Here is a 13,206-nt window from a genome sequence, read left to right as displayed (position 1 = left end):
TCGCACGGGCGGATCGGGGGAAGCGGCGCGACAACGGTCGGACTGCCGTGATCATAAGTTCCTGTCCGGGAGACGTTGAGTGGGTCAGCGCCCGGTCGCGCCGTCGATCAATTCGCGGAGGATGTCCGCGTGGCCCGCGTGGCGGCCGGTCTCCTCGATCATGTGGATGAGCGCCCAGCGGACGCTGGGAGCGGGGCGTCCCGGCCGCGACCGCGGGATCGGTGCACCCAGATCGGTATAGCCGTCGAGCATTTCGTGCCCGACGGCACTGCGACTGTTCGGACCTGCGGTTCGGGGGCGCCGTCGACCTTCGCGGCGATCGAGGCCCGCAGGTAGTCGAGGAACCCACGCAGTGTTTCGATCTCGCCGCTTCCGGTCCGGGGCGGCGGGGTGTCGCTGGTGCTCATCGAGGCCCCTTCTGTCGAGAGGCGCCCAGTCTCGCTCGGCTCACGACGATCTGGCACGAAAACTTGCTGTTCCAGCAAGATGGGCTCGCGGACCGCGAACCCGAAACGTGCGCGACGCGGTGGGCCCCAGGCGGCGTGCGCTACGGGCAGATCTCCAGCGATCGCTCACGGCGCGAGCCAGCAGTGAACGCAGTCATCTGGTGCGCCTATTGGAGCGGCACCACCGCACACCCGCTCGTCCGGTCGTTCGCACAGATCGCCGCAGCGACCTATCCCTCGTCACCGCGTCGGCGAAACCATCCCGGGCACCACCGTTCAACGCATGAAACCAAACGTTAGGTTTCTTTGTTCAAACCGGAAAATCGCGATTGAACTCTGGGAAAATGGCCAGCGATCATCAATTGAGGCCCCGGCCCTGTTGTCCCATCGGCGATGCTGCCTCGCCGATGGTCGAAAACCGTAGTCGCTCAATGGCAGCCGACTCGCAGGTCGAGATATTGTCGAGCGATCGTGGTGTGAGTTCCTGTCGCAATGAGTCGTCGCTGAGCAGCCGAGCTCCCTCGATCGAGTGAGCTTCCGATTGAGGCAAGGCGGGTTCACATGAAGATGTCTTCGAAATCAGTTGGCATGACAGCATGGGTGGTGATCGGTGTGGTATGCCTGATCTACGCCCCGATGGCAATCGAATATATGGGGCAATACTTCACCGCGAATTCGCCGGAGCTGTACTTGCGTTCCATCTCCGCCGTGGTGAGTCTCAACCCCGACTCGACGGTGGGATCGCTGGTTCACCACCAGCAGCCGACCTACGAGCGCAGCCGGTGGATCATGGCGGTGCACACGGCCGGTGCGGGATTGGCGATTCTTTTCGGAGTTCTACAGTTCTCGAAGCGGGTGCGCCGGAACTGGCCGATGGTGCACCGTCTTTCGGGGCGATTGATGCTCATCGTCGTCGCGGCTTCCATGGTCACCGCAATAGCCTTCCTGTTCCGGACAGGCTCGGGGGAGACGACCAGCGGGCCGCCCTTCTACAACATCCTCCTGATCTTTGCGATATGCGTGCTCGCAGGTGCTGCGCTGGCGTTTCTGGCGATCATCAATGAGCAAGTTCGTCTTCACCAGGCGTTTATGGCCTACATGTTCGCGATGCTGTTGACCGCCCCGATGATCCGGATGATCGTGATTACGCTCTTATTGGGCGTATCCGGCGAAAGCTTCGACGCCGATTTCATGATCGGAGCGGCCATAGCCGGGCCGCTCGCGGTATTCGGCGCCACCGTTGCGGCGCGTCACTTCACGGGCAAGGGCACAACGAGATCAACGATTCTCGACCAGCCCGCGGTGGCCATGGGCGCGCGCATGGCGGGTGCGCTCGGGTTGCTCGTCGCGATCCTTGTCGGCGCACAACTCATCGATCGGGTCGACCTGCCCATCGCGGCGGTGACCACCGAGACTGTGGTCCTGCTGCTCGCGTGTATGGCCCTGCGTCTTCGATCCCGTGCGGCCGGTGAGGATCACGCGGCGAAGGACTGGGCGATCCTCGAATCGGCGATCTTCGCCACGCCGATTGTCTGTCTCGCCCTGTTCGCCACCTACGCGTTGTTCTGGCCGGCGGCGATGGCGTTCTACTGTGCGGTGCTCGCGGCGCCGGTGGTTGCCCTGTCCATGGGCTACTTCCCGATCGCTTTGTTGCGGCGGAGCCCCGCGGACAAAGCCTCCGGCGCCCTCCGTCCGGTCGGCGCACCGTAGCCGCTGCGCTGTGGATTTCGCGCCGACGAATGGCTCGACCGGCCGGAGGTCAGTACTGCTAGGCCGCCGTGACCGGCGAGGAGCGACGTCGCAGTGCCGGGTCGAGTAGGGCGGGTGGCGTGTCGTATTTCTCATCCGGGGCGAGGTCGACGCCGGGAGCGACGATCCCGTCGATCGCGTCGAGCACGTCGGCGGCGAGCACGGTGTCGGCGGCGGCGAGCTGAGAATGCAGGTGGCCCAGTGTGCGCGGGCCGATGAGCGCGCTGGTCACGGCGGGATGCGCGGTCACGAAACCGAGCGCGAGCTGGATCATGGTCAAACCGGCCTGGTCGGCCACCTTTGCCAGTTGCTCGACAGCATCCATTTTGGCCCGGTTGGCGGGGATGGTGGTGTCGAAGCGCTGCGGCATGAATGTCGACCGACTGGTGGCGATTTCCCTGCCTTCGCGGATCGCGCCCGACAGCCAACCCGAGGCCAACGGGCTCCACGCCAGCACACCGAGTCCGTACTGCTCGGTCACCGGCAGCACGTGAGTTTCGATGCCGCGCTGCAGGATCGAGTAGTTGGGCTGTTCCGTGACGTACCGGCGCAGGTGGTGTTCTCGAGCGGCCCACTGGGCCTGCACGATGCGGTACGCCGGGAATGTCGACGAACCGAAGTAGCGAATCTTTCCAGCGCGCTGCAGGTCGGTCAGGGCCGAGAGTGTCTCCTCGTCACTGGTGTTCGGATCCCACCGGTGGATCTGATAGAGATCAACATGGTCGACGCCCAGCCGACGCAGGCTGTTATCCAACTCGGTGACCAACCAGCGGCGCGAACTGCCTTGATGGTTGCGCTCCGCACCCATCGGCATATTCGCCTTGGTGGCCAGCACGATGTCGTCGCGGCGGTCGGCGATGGCCTTGCCGACCATCTCCTCGGACTCGCCGTCGCTGTACCAGTCGGCGGTGTCGATGAGGTTGATCCCGGCCTCCAGAGCGGCGTCGACCATGGCGGTGGCCTCGTCCTGGGTGGTGCGCCCGATCCGGCCGAAGTTCATCGCGCCGAGCGCGAGGGTGCTGACCTGCACGCCGGTGCGGCCCAAAGTGCGGTACTGCATGACTGTTCCTCCATGAGAGGTGAGGCGAGTTCGCGATGCGTGAATTGGTTGCGGCTCGGCTGTTCTGGCATCCTGAACAAGCGGAACCGTGTTCCGATAATCAACATACGGAACATGGTTCCGTTTGGCAAGGCGAGTAACGGAGGTAGCGGCGCAGTGGCCGACATCGACAGCGGATCGGAGTCGTCGACCCCGCGAAAACGGGCCGACGCCCGGCGAAACCAGAAGACACTGCTGGACGCGGCTGCCGCGGCTTTCCTCGCGTCCGGCGTCGATACGCCCGTACGCGATATCGCCGCCAAGGCCGGAGTCGGGGTCGGCACGATCTACCGCCACTTCCCGACACGCGCCGATCTCATCGTCGCCGTGTACCGGCACCAGGTCGAGGCATGCGCCGAGGCCGGTCCGACGCTGCTGGCGAACAGCAGCACCCCGCACGCCGCCCTGGCGCAGTGGATCAATCTTTTCGTCGACTTCCTGGTCACCAAACACGGCCTCGCCGAGGCATTACAGTCCGACAATCCCACCTTCGAGACGCTGCACGCCTACTTCCTCGACCGGCTCGTCCCCGTATGCGCCCGGCTGCTCGATGCCGCTGCCACGGCGGGCGAAATTCGCCCCGGAACGGATGCCTACGAACTGATGCGCGGCGTCGGCAACCTCTGTATCGGCGCGGGCAACACACCCCGCTACGACGCACGCCGCATGGTCGACCTTCTCATCGCAGGACTGCGCCACCACTAGCCGCGAGTCCCTCACGCGGCGGCGTTCCCGGTCGACCGACGTCATCAATGCCCGCCACGGCGTGAGACAAACCTGTCCGGTTTCAACGTGCCCAGTCCGGGGCCCATACGTCGTCGCTGGATGTCGTCTTGTACCTGGCGTGGAGGTACTCGAGGAAGTTCGCGAGGACAGGGTGCGGATTGTCTGCTCGCCAGATCACGGAGAGTGGGTAGACCGGGGCCGGCTCGACGACGGGGATGCGGCGGAGGTCGTAGCTCTCCGGCCAGAGGTATCGGGAGCCTTCGCCGACAAAAGTCGCGAGTTGGGTCGAGTCCGCGAGTTCGGCGAGGAGAGCTTCGATGCCGAAGCTCGGCCCGATCGTATCGATGGTGAGTCCGAACGCGGTCGCCAGATCGTTGTAGTAGCCGATTGGTTCGGCGTCGGACATGCCGGGCATCCAGATGGGGTGATCGGTGAGTTCGGCCGGCGTCACGGTCTCGGCGTTCGCCAACGGGTGCCGTGGGCCGACCAGCAGTTGGTGTCGGTCGTCGATGACGCGCGATGACCGGAGTCCGCTCGGAACCTTGCGGCCTCGTAGGGATCTGAAGGTGGCGTCGATGACGCCCGCACCGACCTCGGCCAGCGCCGACTCCGCGTCGGCGTTGATCAGGGTGACGACATCGAGCTCGATATCGGGGTGTTGCTGGTAGAAGGCGTGCAGGATGGTGGAGGGTGCGATCCTGCGGGCCACGACGTCGATCCGCAAGGCCCTGCGCCCCGGTGTCACTGCCGCGGTGGCGCGTTCGGCCGCACGCAGTAGTTCACGCGCATGCGGGAGGAATGCTTGCCCGTCGACGGTCAGCCGCACGCCCCTGGCGATCCGCGCGAAAAGCTGAACGCCGAGTTCTCGCTCCAGGGTGGCCACTCGTTTCGAGGCGGCCTGCTGGGTGATTCGCAGATCATCGGCGGCGGCTTGGAACTGGCCGGTCTCGGCAACCGCGACGAAAGTACGAACCGCATCGAGATCCACGGGCGGAAAATTACTCCCACTACGAAAAGTTGTGACACTCCGCTCGATTCGTTGTTGGTGGCGGCCTCTGTCAACCGGCTTTGATCTCTCTGACAACAGAGGATGTGACGTGGATGCCGAATATGTGGCGGAGGGCGAACCTGGGTCGGTCGTTCGGGTGGTTGTGGGCCGCCTACGCGGTCAGCGCCTATGGAACCGGGATCGGGTTCGGGGCATTTTCGGTGGTCGCCATCACCGTCCTGAACGCCGGTTCGGCGGAGGTGGCGGCCTTGTCGGCATCCGGGCTCGCGACCTGCGGTTCCCGGTCTGGCAGTACGCGCTGGCGTTCGCCGTTCCGTGTATCGGTGGCCTGATCGGGTCACGACTGGCCCGCCGCATCACTTCCCGCTACGGCGAAAAGACGGTGCTGCGGGTCTTCGGCACACTACGTGCCTGCTGGCCCCTCGGACTGGCATTCATCCAGCCGGGCCTGGCCGGACTTGTGATCGTGATGGTCACCGAGTTCGGGCTGATCATCTGCGCGAGCATCTTCAATCCCGTCTTCGCCGCCTATCGGTTGAACAACACCGATACCGATCACCATGCCCGGGTCCTCGCCGCGTGGTCGATCACCAGCAGCCTCAGCATCGCGGTCATCACCGTATCGTGGGGTCTCCTGGCACAATTCACCAGCCCGCGTGCAGCCATTGCTCTGGCCGGGGTTCTGCTCCTCGGCACGCCGTTCCTGCTGCCGCGCCATGCCGCCGCGCCCGAACCTCGACTTCGAGCCGCGAAACCAGGGCTAGCGTCGCAGGAGGTCTACGACGCCGGTATTCGACTCGTTCCCGCCGCCCTCGGCGACCCGGCGCTGCATCAATGCCATGAAGGGCGTGAGCAGTTCGGCACTGACCCCCTGCTCGGCGGCGGTGCGCAACAGCGTCGCGTTCGTCGTGACCATCATCGCCAGATTCGACTCCACACCCTCGGTGTAGTCACCGCTCACCAGCTGCGCGGCGGTGCCGTACGAGTACCCCGCCATCGCCTGCTGGTAGGCGACCATGAGTGGCGCGAACTCCACCGGTGAGATGTCCTCCTTACCGATCAGGGCGAAAGCGTGCGCGGCTCCGGCGAACATGCCCCACATCGCGCTGAGCAGGGCTATGTCGTACAGAGCCGCGAATCCGGCGTCCGCACCGACGTAGGTGACGCCGGCGGGCACGGCCAATGTCTCGGCGTGGGCCTCGTACAGCTCGGTCGAACCGCTGTAGAACACGTACGCGCCCGAGTCGGCGGCGCCGATCATCGACGGGACGGCCATGATCCCGCCGTCGAGGAAACGTCCGCCGCGGGCGGTGATCCACTCGGATAGTGCACGGGCTTCGGCGGGGGTGCTGGTGGTCAGGTTGACGATATCGCGACCGGTGAGGTCGACGCCGTCGAGGGTTGCGCGAACCGAAGCGTCGTCGAGTAGGCACGCGACGACGAGGGGGTTCCCGGTGGTGGCTTCGGCGGCGGTGGCGGCGACCGTCGCTCCTACCGGGGCCGGTCGGGGACTGCGGTTCCACACGGTGACGGCGTACCCGGCTGCGAGCCACGAGCGGGTCAGGGCCGAGCCCATATCGCCGAGACCCAGGACGGTGAGCGCTTTGTTCGAGTGAGCGGACATGACGGTTAGTCTTGGCGTGGCATCCGGGCCCGTCGAGTACGTACATGGAAGTGGGTACGTACATCCGGGTAAGCGAACAGGCAGGCGGAAGGGGTAGTCGTGCCGATCACACGCAGACCGGGCGCGTACACGTGCGGGCTCGACGCGACACTGTCGGTACTGAACGGCAAGTGGAAGATGCTGATCCTGTGGCCCCTGAGCGAACGCCCGCACCGCTTCGGTGAACTGCGCCGCCAGGTACAAGGCGTCACCGAGAAGGTCCTCACCACACAACTGCGCGAACTCGAGGCCGACGGGATCATCCATCGCGAGGTGTACGACGAAGTGCCGCCACGTGTCGAATACTCCCTGACCCCGCTGGGTGAGCAGCTCAACAGCGCCCTGCTCCCCCTGGAAGCGTGGGGCCGCGAACACCTCATGGATGACGACGCCGTCCCTTCCAGCCGAGGCCGGTGATCTTCGAGGGTCGGTCGAGCGACGAAGCGTTGTGCGGCACGACGTTCGGGGGCGCGCATCGCCGTGATCGGCGGCTGCCACGCCCCCGTTCGGTTCAGCGGTCCAGGGATCGGGCCGCTTTGGTCAGAGCCTCGTGGACGCCGTCCACATTCGCCAGCGTGTCGGCGACCGCCTTGCGGCAGGCGGCGGTGACGTCCGGCCACTCGTTGTCGGCGCCGCGCTCCATTCGCGCGGCGGTCTTCTCGACACGGTGACGCGCGGCGGTGACACAGTCGGCGGCCACGTCGAGGAGCGGGGGGATCTTCTCGGCATGGCGCACGGCCGTGGGGGTATCGCGGCGGCCGGACGCGTTCAGACCCGCACGCACCGCGCGGACGGGCAGAACAAGCTGGCGGTGCAGGATCTCGGCGGTAGTGGTGGTGTTCATCGCGAACCTCTCCGGTGACTTTCGGTTTCGTTCCCGGGTACTTCCCGGCATAAACGCAACGATGCCCACCGCCGCTGACAGCACGCCGATACCGCGCCGACAGCGACACCCATGGAGGCGAGAGCCTGTCGGATCGCCGAGGCTCAGGAATCCTTCGGCTGGTAGTGCAGGGCGGTGATGCCGCAGTCGAACGGGGTGGCGGCGGCCAGTTGGAGCGACTGGTCGACGCCGGTCGCGGCGAAAACCGGGAGACCCGCGCCGATGGCGGTGGGGTTGACGAAGAGATGGAGGTCATCGATCAGGTTCGCGGCGAGGAGGTTCTGCACGAGGGTGCCGCCGCCGTAGACGATGATGTCGCCGCCGGGCAGGGACTTCAGCTTGCCGATGATCTCCGCGAGGTCGCCACCCGCGACGGTTGCGTTGTCCCACGGGGATTCGGTGAGGCTGTTGCTGATGACGACCTTCGGGGTGTTGTTCATCCAGTCGATGGATTCCTGATCCTCACCCTCGGGGCCGGACGCCCAGGTCGGGATGAAACCCTCGGCGAGCTTGCGGCCGAGGACGATGGTGTCGACCGGCTCGGTGAGTGCGCCGATGTAGGCGGTGATGTCATCGGTCCAGGGGAAGGTCATCCAGTCCATCTCGCCATTCGGGCCGGACATGTAGCCGTCGACGGTGGTCTGGACCTGGAGCTTCAGCTTGCGCATCGGGGTGGTTCCTTTCGGTATCGGGTCGGTGTGACCCGCTGTGCTGGTGTGCATTCAGCTTCCGGGAACCGGTTTTCGGAATGTTTACGGTTTCTCTCCGGGCCGGCGTCTGCCGCGCATGGTGCGGCGAAGATCGTCGACCCATAACCGCCCCTTCCCGCTCGAGCTCGCCCTGGTTCTCGGCGCCTGGATCGTCTTCTACGCGGCCTTCTTCACCCTCATGCCCAACTGATATGCGCTGTGATTGGATGCGGTACGTGACCGATCAGGGGCCGATCGCGCCGAAGGCGTTACTGTTCGACGTGCAGGGAACGGCGACGGATTTCCATTCCGTGGTGTGCGCGGAGGCCGAGCGGATCAGCGCCGGGCGACATCCCGGAGTCGACTGGGTCGGCTTCGTCGATCGTTGGCGTGGTGAGTATTTCAGCGCACTGCGGGCGGCGACGGTGGACCGCGACAACTGGACCACCGTGCACTCGGTGTACCGCGACGCGCTCGAACGACTGCTGCCGGAATTCGGCGTGACCGACCTGACCGAGGCCGAACGCGAGGATCTCGCGCTGGCCTGGCAGCGGCTGGTGCCGTGGCCGGATACGGTTCCCGGCTTGACTCGATTGAAGACGCGGTACACGCTCGCGACGCTGTCGAATGCGGATGTCGCCGCCGTGGTGCGCATTTCGAGACGCGGCGGGATGCCGTGGGATGCGATCTTCACCGCGGAGATGGCAGGCGCGTTCAAACCCGATCCCATCGTATATCGAATGGCCGCAACCTATCTCGGGCTCGCGCCCTCGGAGATCATGATGGTCGCCAGCCACAAATACGACATCAGGGCCGCCGCGGCCCTCGGCTTCCGGACGGCCTTCGTCGCCAGGCCGCTCGAATTCGGCGCATACGGGACGGTGGACGTCGCTTACGAGGACGAGTTCGATATCAACGCCTGCGACTTCCTCGACCTGGCCGATCAGCTGGGCTGCTGACCCGTCCAGAAGTGTCGGATCATCCGATCATTCGCTACGCTCCGCCCGATCATTCGCTACGCTCCACTGGGATCGAAAGCGAGTCGAATCATGGTGAATCTAGTGGTGGATTCGGGGCGGGCCCGATGACCAGACGCGGGTGGGTGCTGTTTCTGGCGATGGGCCTGATCTGGGGAGTGCCCTACGCCATGATCCGGATCGCGGTGGAAGACCTCGATCCGATGGTGGTGGCGTTCGGGCGGACACTGATCGGCGGGTTGCTCCTGTTACCGATCGCGCTGTACGCCAAGGCATTGACGCCGGTTCTGCGCCGGTGGCGTCCCTTGCTGCTGTACACCCTGGTCGAGATCACCGGGCCGTGGTTGCTGATCGGGTACGCGGAAACCACCTTGAACAGTTCGACCGTCGGGCTGCTGATCGCGGCCGTGCCGTTGATCGCGGTGCTGATCATGAGCCGACTCGGGCACGAAAAGTTCGATCAGCGAAGGATTCTCGGTCTCATCATCGGATTCGCCGGGGTGGCCGCGCTGGTCGGACTCGACGTCGACCTGTCCGATCCGGCCGCGATCGGCGCGATCGGACTGACCACCATTGGCTATGCGCTCGGACCGATCATCATCAACCGGTCCCTGGCCGACCTGCCGCCCCTGGGCGTGGTCACGGCCTCGCTGGTGCTGGCCACCCTCATCTACGCCCCGTTCGTGGCGTTGCGATGGCCGACCCGCTTCACCGCCGATGCGGCATGGTCAGTACTCGGGCTCGCGGTGATCTGCACGGCGGTCGCGTTCCTGGTGTTCTTCGCCCTGATCGGGGAGGTCGGACCGGCGCGGGCCACTGTCATCACCTACATCAATCCGGCGGTGGCGATCCTGCTCGGTGTAACCGCGCTGAACGAACCACTGACCGCGGGCATGGCCATCGGCTTCCCGCTGGTCATCCTCGGCTCCATCCTCGGCACCGCGCGCGCCAAGACCGCCGTGGCGGGGGAACTGACCCCTACCGCGTCCTGAGGCTCAGAAACTCTTGGTGATCGGCACGATATCGGACGCCGACTCGGCGAGGTCGGCCGCATTGACCAGGAAGGCCTGGGCCTTGTAGACCCCAGGCACCGGCGCGATCTCCCCGCTGGGCGCGGGCAGTGCCACCCCGGCCGGTGGCCAGGCCCTGGCCGCGAGTGTCGGTGTGGCGGTCAGATCGAAGAGTGCGCGGAATTCCCCGGCCGTATCGGTATCGACCTGTGCCGCACGCTCTTTGCCGTTCGGATCGGTCAGGTAGACGGTGACCGCCTGCCCGGATTTCGCCGGGGCGACGACTCCGCGCACGCCGAGGAACGGATGCTTCTCGTCGTAGCGGCCGTCGGGCTTGAGCTTTATCTCGGAATGGTGTTTCGGGGTCACCCGCGTGAGAACGCCGCCGATGGGGAACGCGCGGGATCCGACCACCCGGCCCGCCGTCTCCTCTTCGACGTAGGACCGCGGAATGGTGCCGACCACCCGCACGGCCGCGCTTCGTTCCGTGCGCCCGCCCTGTGGTCGCGCACCCGCGGATTCATAGGCCTCGATGCCGAGGGTCGGCACCACCACCAGCTCGACAATGCGTTCCTCCAGTGGCTCCATCATCATCCACTGATGCGGGAACTGCACCGCATAGCCCGCGGGCACGTTCTGCAATGACACATAGACGAGGGTGGCCTCCTCGCGCGGATTACGCACCGCCACCGGCACCACCTGCGGCTCGGGAATCGACGAGGCGGCCTCGAATTCGGTCACATTCTCCTGCGCCGAGTTATTGCCGCCGGTGATCTCGCCCAGCTGCGGGCTGACGAACACCTTGAGGCAGCTGTGCTGTCCCACCACCGGAACCCAGTTGGTCTTGGCGTCGACGAAACTGTTCTTGCCCACATTCGCGATCGTGACCGTTTGCAGCGGCGTCCAGTTGCCGTTGTCGCCGACGCCGACCGGAGTTACGGCGTAGAAGGTCACCAGCACATTCGCGGCGTCGACGGTGCCCTGGTTGTGCACCCTGGTGGTGAATTCGTTGATCTTCATCAGCTTCGGCTTGTCGCCATTGCCCGTCGGCCTGCCCTCGGCGTCGATGGGATTGTCGAACATGCCGAACGGTGGCCGGTCGACCCAGATATCGGGGGATTCGTAGTTGCTGTTCCAGGGTTCCACGCTCAGATCGAAGGCACCGGCCGGATCGTTCGCAATGCCTTGCGCCCAGGCGACGCGCACCGTGCACACCTGCGGCTGGGCGGTGACATTGTCGTTCACCACGCTGATATTCAGTGTCCGTGCCGGATCAATGGCGCTCTGTCCGTTGGTCATTACCGCGCTCGGGTTACCGAGCAGGGTGATGAATCGGGTCTGCTGGTTGTTGTTCATCGTGTCCATGAGCACCTTGGTCACGATCACCCCGCCCTGATTGGCGCCGGCGCCGATCGGGATGTTGTCGTCGAAGATCTGGGTGGTCGTGCCGGGGCGCTGACGCACCTCGACGTAGTAGAACAGTCCGTCCGCCACCTTGATTTTGATCAGCCGATATTGTCCCGCGGCGAGTGCCTTTGTCAGCCCGTGCGCCACCACGTCGTGGTCCTCGCTGAACTCGTTGCGATCCCAGGGCAGTTCCAGGATCTCGCTCGGGGCGTAGTACCCGAGTTTTTCCATGTGATACGCGGAGAACAGCGGGTGATGGTCGTGGCTGCCCATCATGTCGAATTCCCGCGCGGTGGCCGCGCCGGAATCGACGAGGTCGGACTCATAGACGTCTTCGCCCAGCGTCGCGGTGCCGATCGTGCCGTCCCGGAAGGATGGCGCGGAGACGAAACAGTGGCCCGCCTCGTGCGCACAGCGACCCCAGTCGGCTGATTCCTGGATCGCGAGCAGGTTGATCACATGGTTCGCCGTGAAGTTGATCTTCGTGCCGGTGGCGACATCGAAGTAGCTGAAGTTCTGCTGGGCGAAACCGCCCCAGGCTCGGATGAAGGCGCCATCGAGATATATGACGACTCCCATGATGTCGAAGTCGTTCGGGTTCTTGCGGTCGAACGCCGCGATGCGCACCGCTTCCGCCCACAGTTGCGGCAGCACTGCCTCTTTGATGTTCTCCACCGTCGCGGCGGGATCGATGTAGTAGAGACGATCCTTCAGCAGCGCGGCCCAGGTGCTGGTCAACTCGATACGCAGATCAAGGTCGTTGAAGCTGATCTGGTCGTAGTAGGTGTGCACATCCGCCCAGATGGTCTCCACGGCGGTGCGCGCGACGGCCGGGTCGGGCGGCACCACATCGGTCGGATGCACCAATACCAACAGCACCCGCCGCGTCCCGGTCGGCGCCACATCGGCCTGCCGCAGGCCGGGCACGCCCTCGAAATAGGCGGGCGGACCATCCTCCCCGCTGTCGGGCAGCGGATACGGCTCGGCCCGGAAATCCACCGGGCTGAGCAGGATGGCGGCGCCGGTATCCACGGTAATGGGACCGTCCTGGGCGTCCATGCTGACGATCGCCTGGAGCGTGTCGGTCGCCGCGCGTATCACCCGGGCCGGATGCCCTCCGATGGTCACGGTATTGCCGTCGAGTGTCGGCGTGAAACCGGCGCCCATAATGTCCACCACGCTGCCCGGATAGGTTCGCGCTGGGGCGACCGAGTCGATATGCGGGGTCCGTCCGGGCCAGAGCCGACCGAGCAGCCCGCGCAGGTATCCGGCGACCCGGTCGATCGATCCGCGGATGAACGTTGCGACGAAATTCATCACGATCTCCTTTGCCACACCACGCCGAGCGCGCGGGTGCCGAGCGCGCCACGTCGCATCGACGCAGCACCGATCCTTGTCCGCCGCCACCGCGGCGGCGCGAGTAGCTGACTACCTGTTTCCGCAGGTAGTAACCGATTGCTGATCCGCCCGGGTCGGTGCGTAGCTACCCTCGGACAGCAGTCCCCGATCGACAGGAGTTTCGTCTTGCACCAGCCGGACGCGTCCCGC

At 65.3% G+C, this 13,206-nt stretch carries 11 protein-coding genes and 2 pseudogenes; 6 read left to right on the top strand and 7 right to left on the bottom strand.

Features of this window, described 5'->3' with window-relative positions:
- Positions 1–84: 84 nt before the first annotated feature.
- Positions 85–407 (bottom strand): annotated as a pseudogene (locus AB0H61_RS12365) (DUF664 domain-containing protein).
- Between the two features lie 828 nt (positions 408–1,235).
- On the opposite strand from AB0H61_RS12365, the gene AB0H61_RS12360 reads away from it, so the two are divergent.
- Positions 1,236–2,156: a DUF2306 domain-containing protein gene (locus AB0H61_RS12360; RefSeq protein WP_357302589.1), complete on the top strand. Its 921-nt coding sequence runs from the start codon at positions 1,236–1,238 to the stop codon at positions 2,154–2,156.
- Between the two features lie 58 nt (positions 2,157–2,214).
- On the opposite strand, the gene AB0H61_RS12355 is transcribed toward AB0H61_RS12360, so the two are convergent.
- Positions 2,215–3,255 (bottom strand): aldo/keto reductase, encoded by a 1,041-nt coding sequence (locus tag AB0H61_RS12355; protein WP_357302586.1) that lies wholly within the window; start codon positions 3,253–3,255, stop codon positions 2,215–2,217.
- Positions 3,256–3,411: 156 nt separating this feature from the next.
- On the opposite strand from AB0H61_RS12355, the gene AB0H61_RS12350 reads away from it, so the two are divergent.
- The gene (locus AB0H61_RS12350) at positions 3,412–3,999 is read left to right on the top strand and encodes a TetR/AcrR family transcriptional regulator (RefSeq protein ID WP_357302584.1); all 588 of its coding nucleotides are present in this window, start codon (positions 3,412–3,414) and stop codon (positions 3,997–3,999) included.
- 82 nt (positions 4,000–4,081) lie between these two features.
- On the opposite strand, the gene AB0H61_RS12345 is transcribed toward AB0H61_RS12350, so the two are convergent.
- Complete coding sequence (locus AB0H61_RS12345; RefSeq protein WP_357302582.1) at positions 4,082–5,008, bottom strand: LysR family transcriptional regulator; 927 nt, start codon at positions 5,006–5,008, stop codon at positions 4,082–4,084.
- On the opposite strand from AB0H61_RS12345, the pseudogene AB0H61_RS12340 reads away from it, so the two are divergent.
- Positions 4,896–5,708: pseudogene (locus tag AB0H61_RS12340) on the top strand (hypothetical protein); the annotation flags it as partial. The gene AB0H61_RS12345 and the pseudogene AB0H61_RS12340 sit on opposite strands and share 113 nt — an antisense overlap.
- Positions 5,709–5,789: 81 nt before the next feature.
- Here AB0H61_RS12340 and AB0H61_RS12335 read toward each other — a convergent pair.
- On the bottom strand, positions 5,790–6,653 hold the full coding sequence (locus tag AB0H61_RS12335; protein ID WP_357302580.1) for an NAD(P)-binding domain-containing protein: 864 nt from the start codon (positions 6,651–6,653) through the stop codon (positions 5,790–5,792).
- Positions 6,654–6,752: 99 nt separating this feature from the next.
- Between AB0H61_RS12335 and AB0H61_RS12330 the strand changes: the two genes are divergently transcribed.
- On the top strand, positions 6,753–7,109 hold the full coding sequence (locus AB0H61_RS12330; protein WP_357302577.1) for a helix-turn-helix domain-containing protein: 357 nt from the start codon (positions 6,753–6,755) through the stop codon (positions 7,107–7,109).
- Positions 7,110–7,203: 94 nt separating this feature from the next.
- Here AB0H61_RS12330 and AB0H61_RS12325 read toward each other — a convergent pair whose 3' ends face one another.
- Together AB0H61_RS12325 and AB0H61_RS12320 are read right to left on the bottom strand one after the other, a co-directional pair.
- Entirely contained in the window at positions 7,204–7,536 is a 333-nt protein-coding gene (locus AB0H61_RS12325; protein WP_357302574.1) for a hypothetical protein, read from the bottom strand.
- Between the two features lie 143 nt (positions 7,537–7,679).
- Complete coding sequence (locus tag AB0H61_RS12320) at positions 7,680–8,243, bottom strand: dihydrofolate reductase family protein (protein ID WP_357302571.1); 564 nt, start codon at positions 8,241–8,243, stop codon at positions 7,680–7,682.
- Between the two features lie 257 nt (positions 8,244–8,500).
- On the opposite strand from AB0H61_RS12320, the gene AB0H61_RS12315 reads away from it, so the two are divergent.
- A complete protein-coding gene (locus AB0H61_RS12315) occupies positions 8,501–9,223 on the top strand; it encodes a haloacid dehalogenase type II (protein ID WP_357302568.1) in 723 nt (240 codons plus the stop codon).
- 125 nt (positions 9,224–9,348) lie between these two features.
- A complete protein-coding gene (locus AB0H61_RS12310) occupies positions 9,349–10,233 on the top strand; it encodes a DMT family transporter (protein ID WP_357302566.1) in 885 nt (294 codons plus the stop codon).
- Between the two features lie 3 nt (positions 10,234–10,236).
- Here the strand turns inward: AB0H61_RS12310 and AB0H61_RS12305 are convergent, their stop codons facing one another.
- Complete coding sequence (locus AB0H61_RS12305; protein WP_357302564.1) at positions 10,237–12,975, bottom strand: IPT/TIG domain-containing protein; 2,739 nt, start codon at positions 12,973–12,975, stop codon at positions 10,237–10,239.
- Positions 12,976–13,206 lie beyond the last annotated feature (231 nt).

Source organism: Nocardia sp. NPDC050710, from assembly GCF_040654375.1.
Taxonomy (GTDB): Bacteria; Actinomycetota; Actinomycetes; order Mycobacteriales; family Mycobacteriaceae; genus Nocardia.
This window is presented reverse-complemented; position numbering and strand designations above follow the sequence as displayed.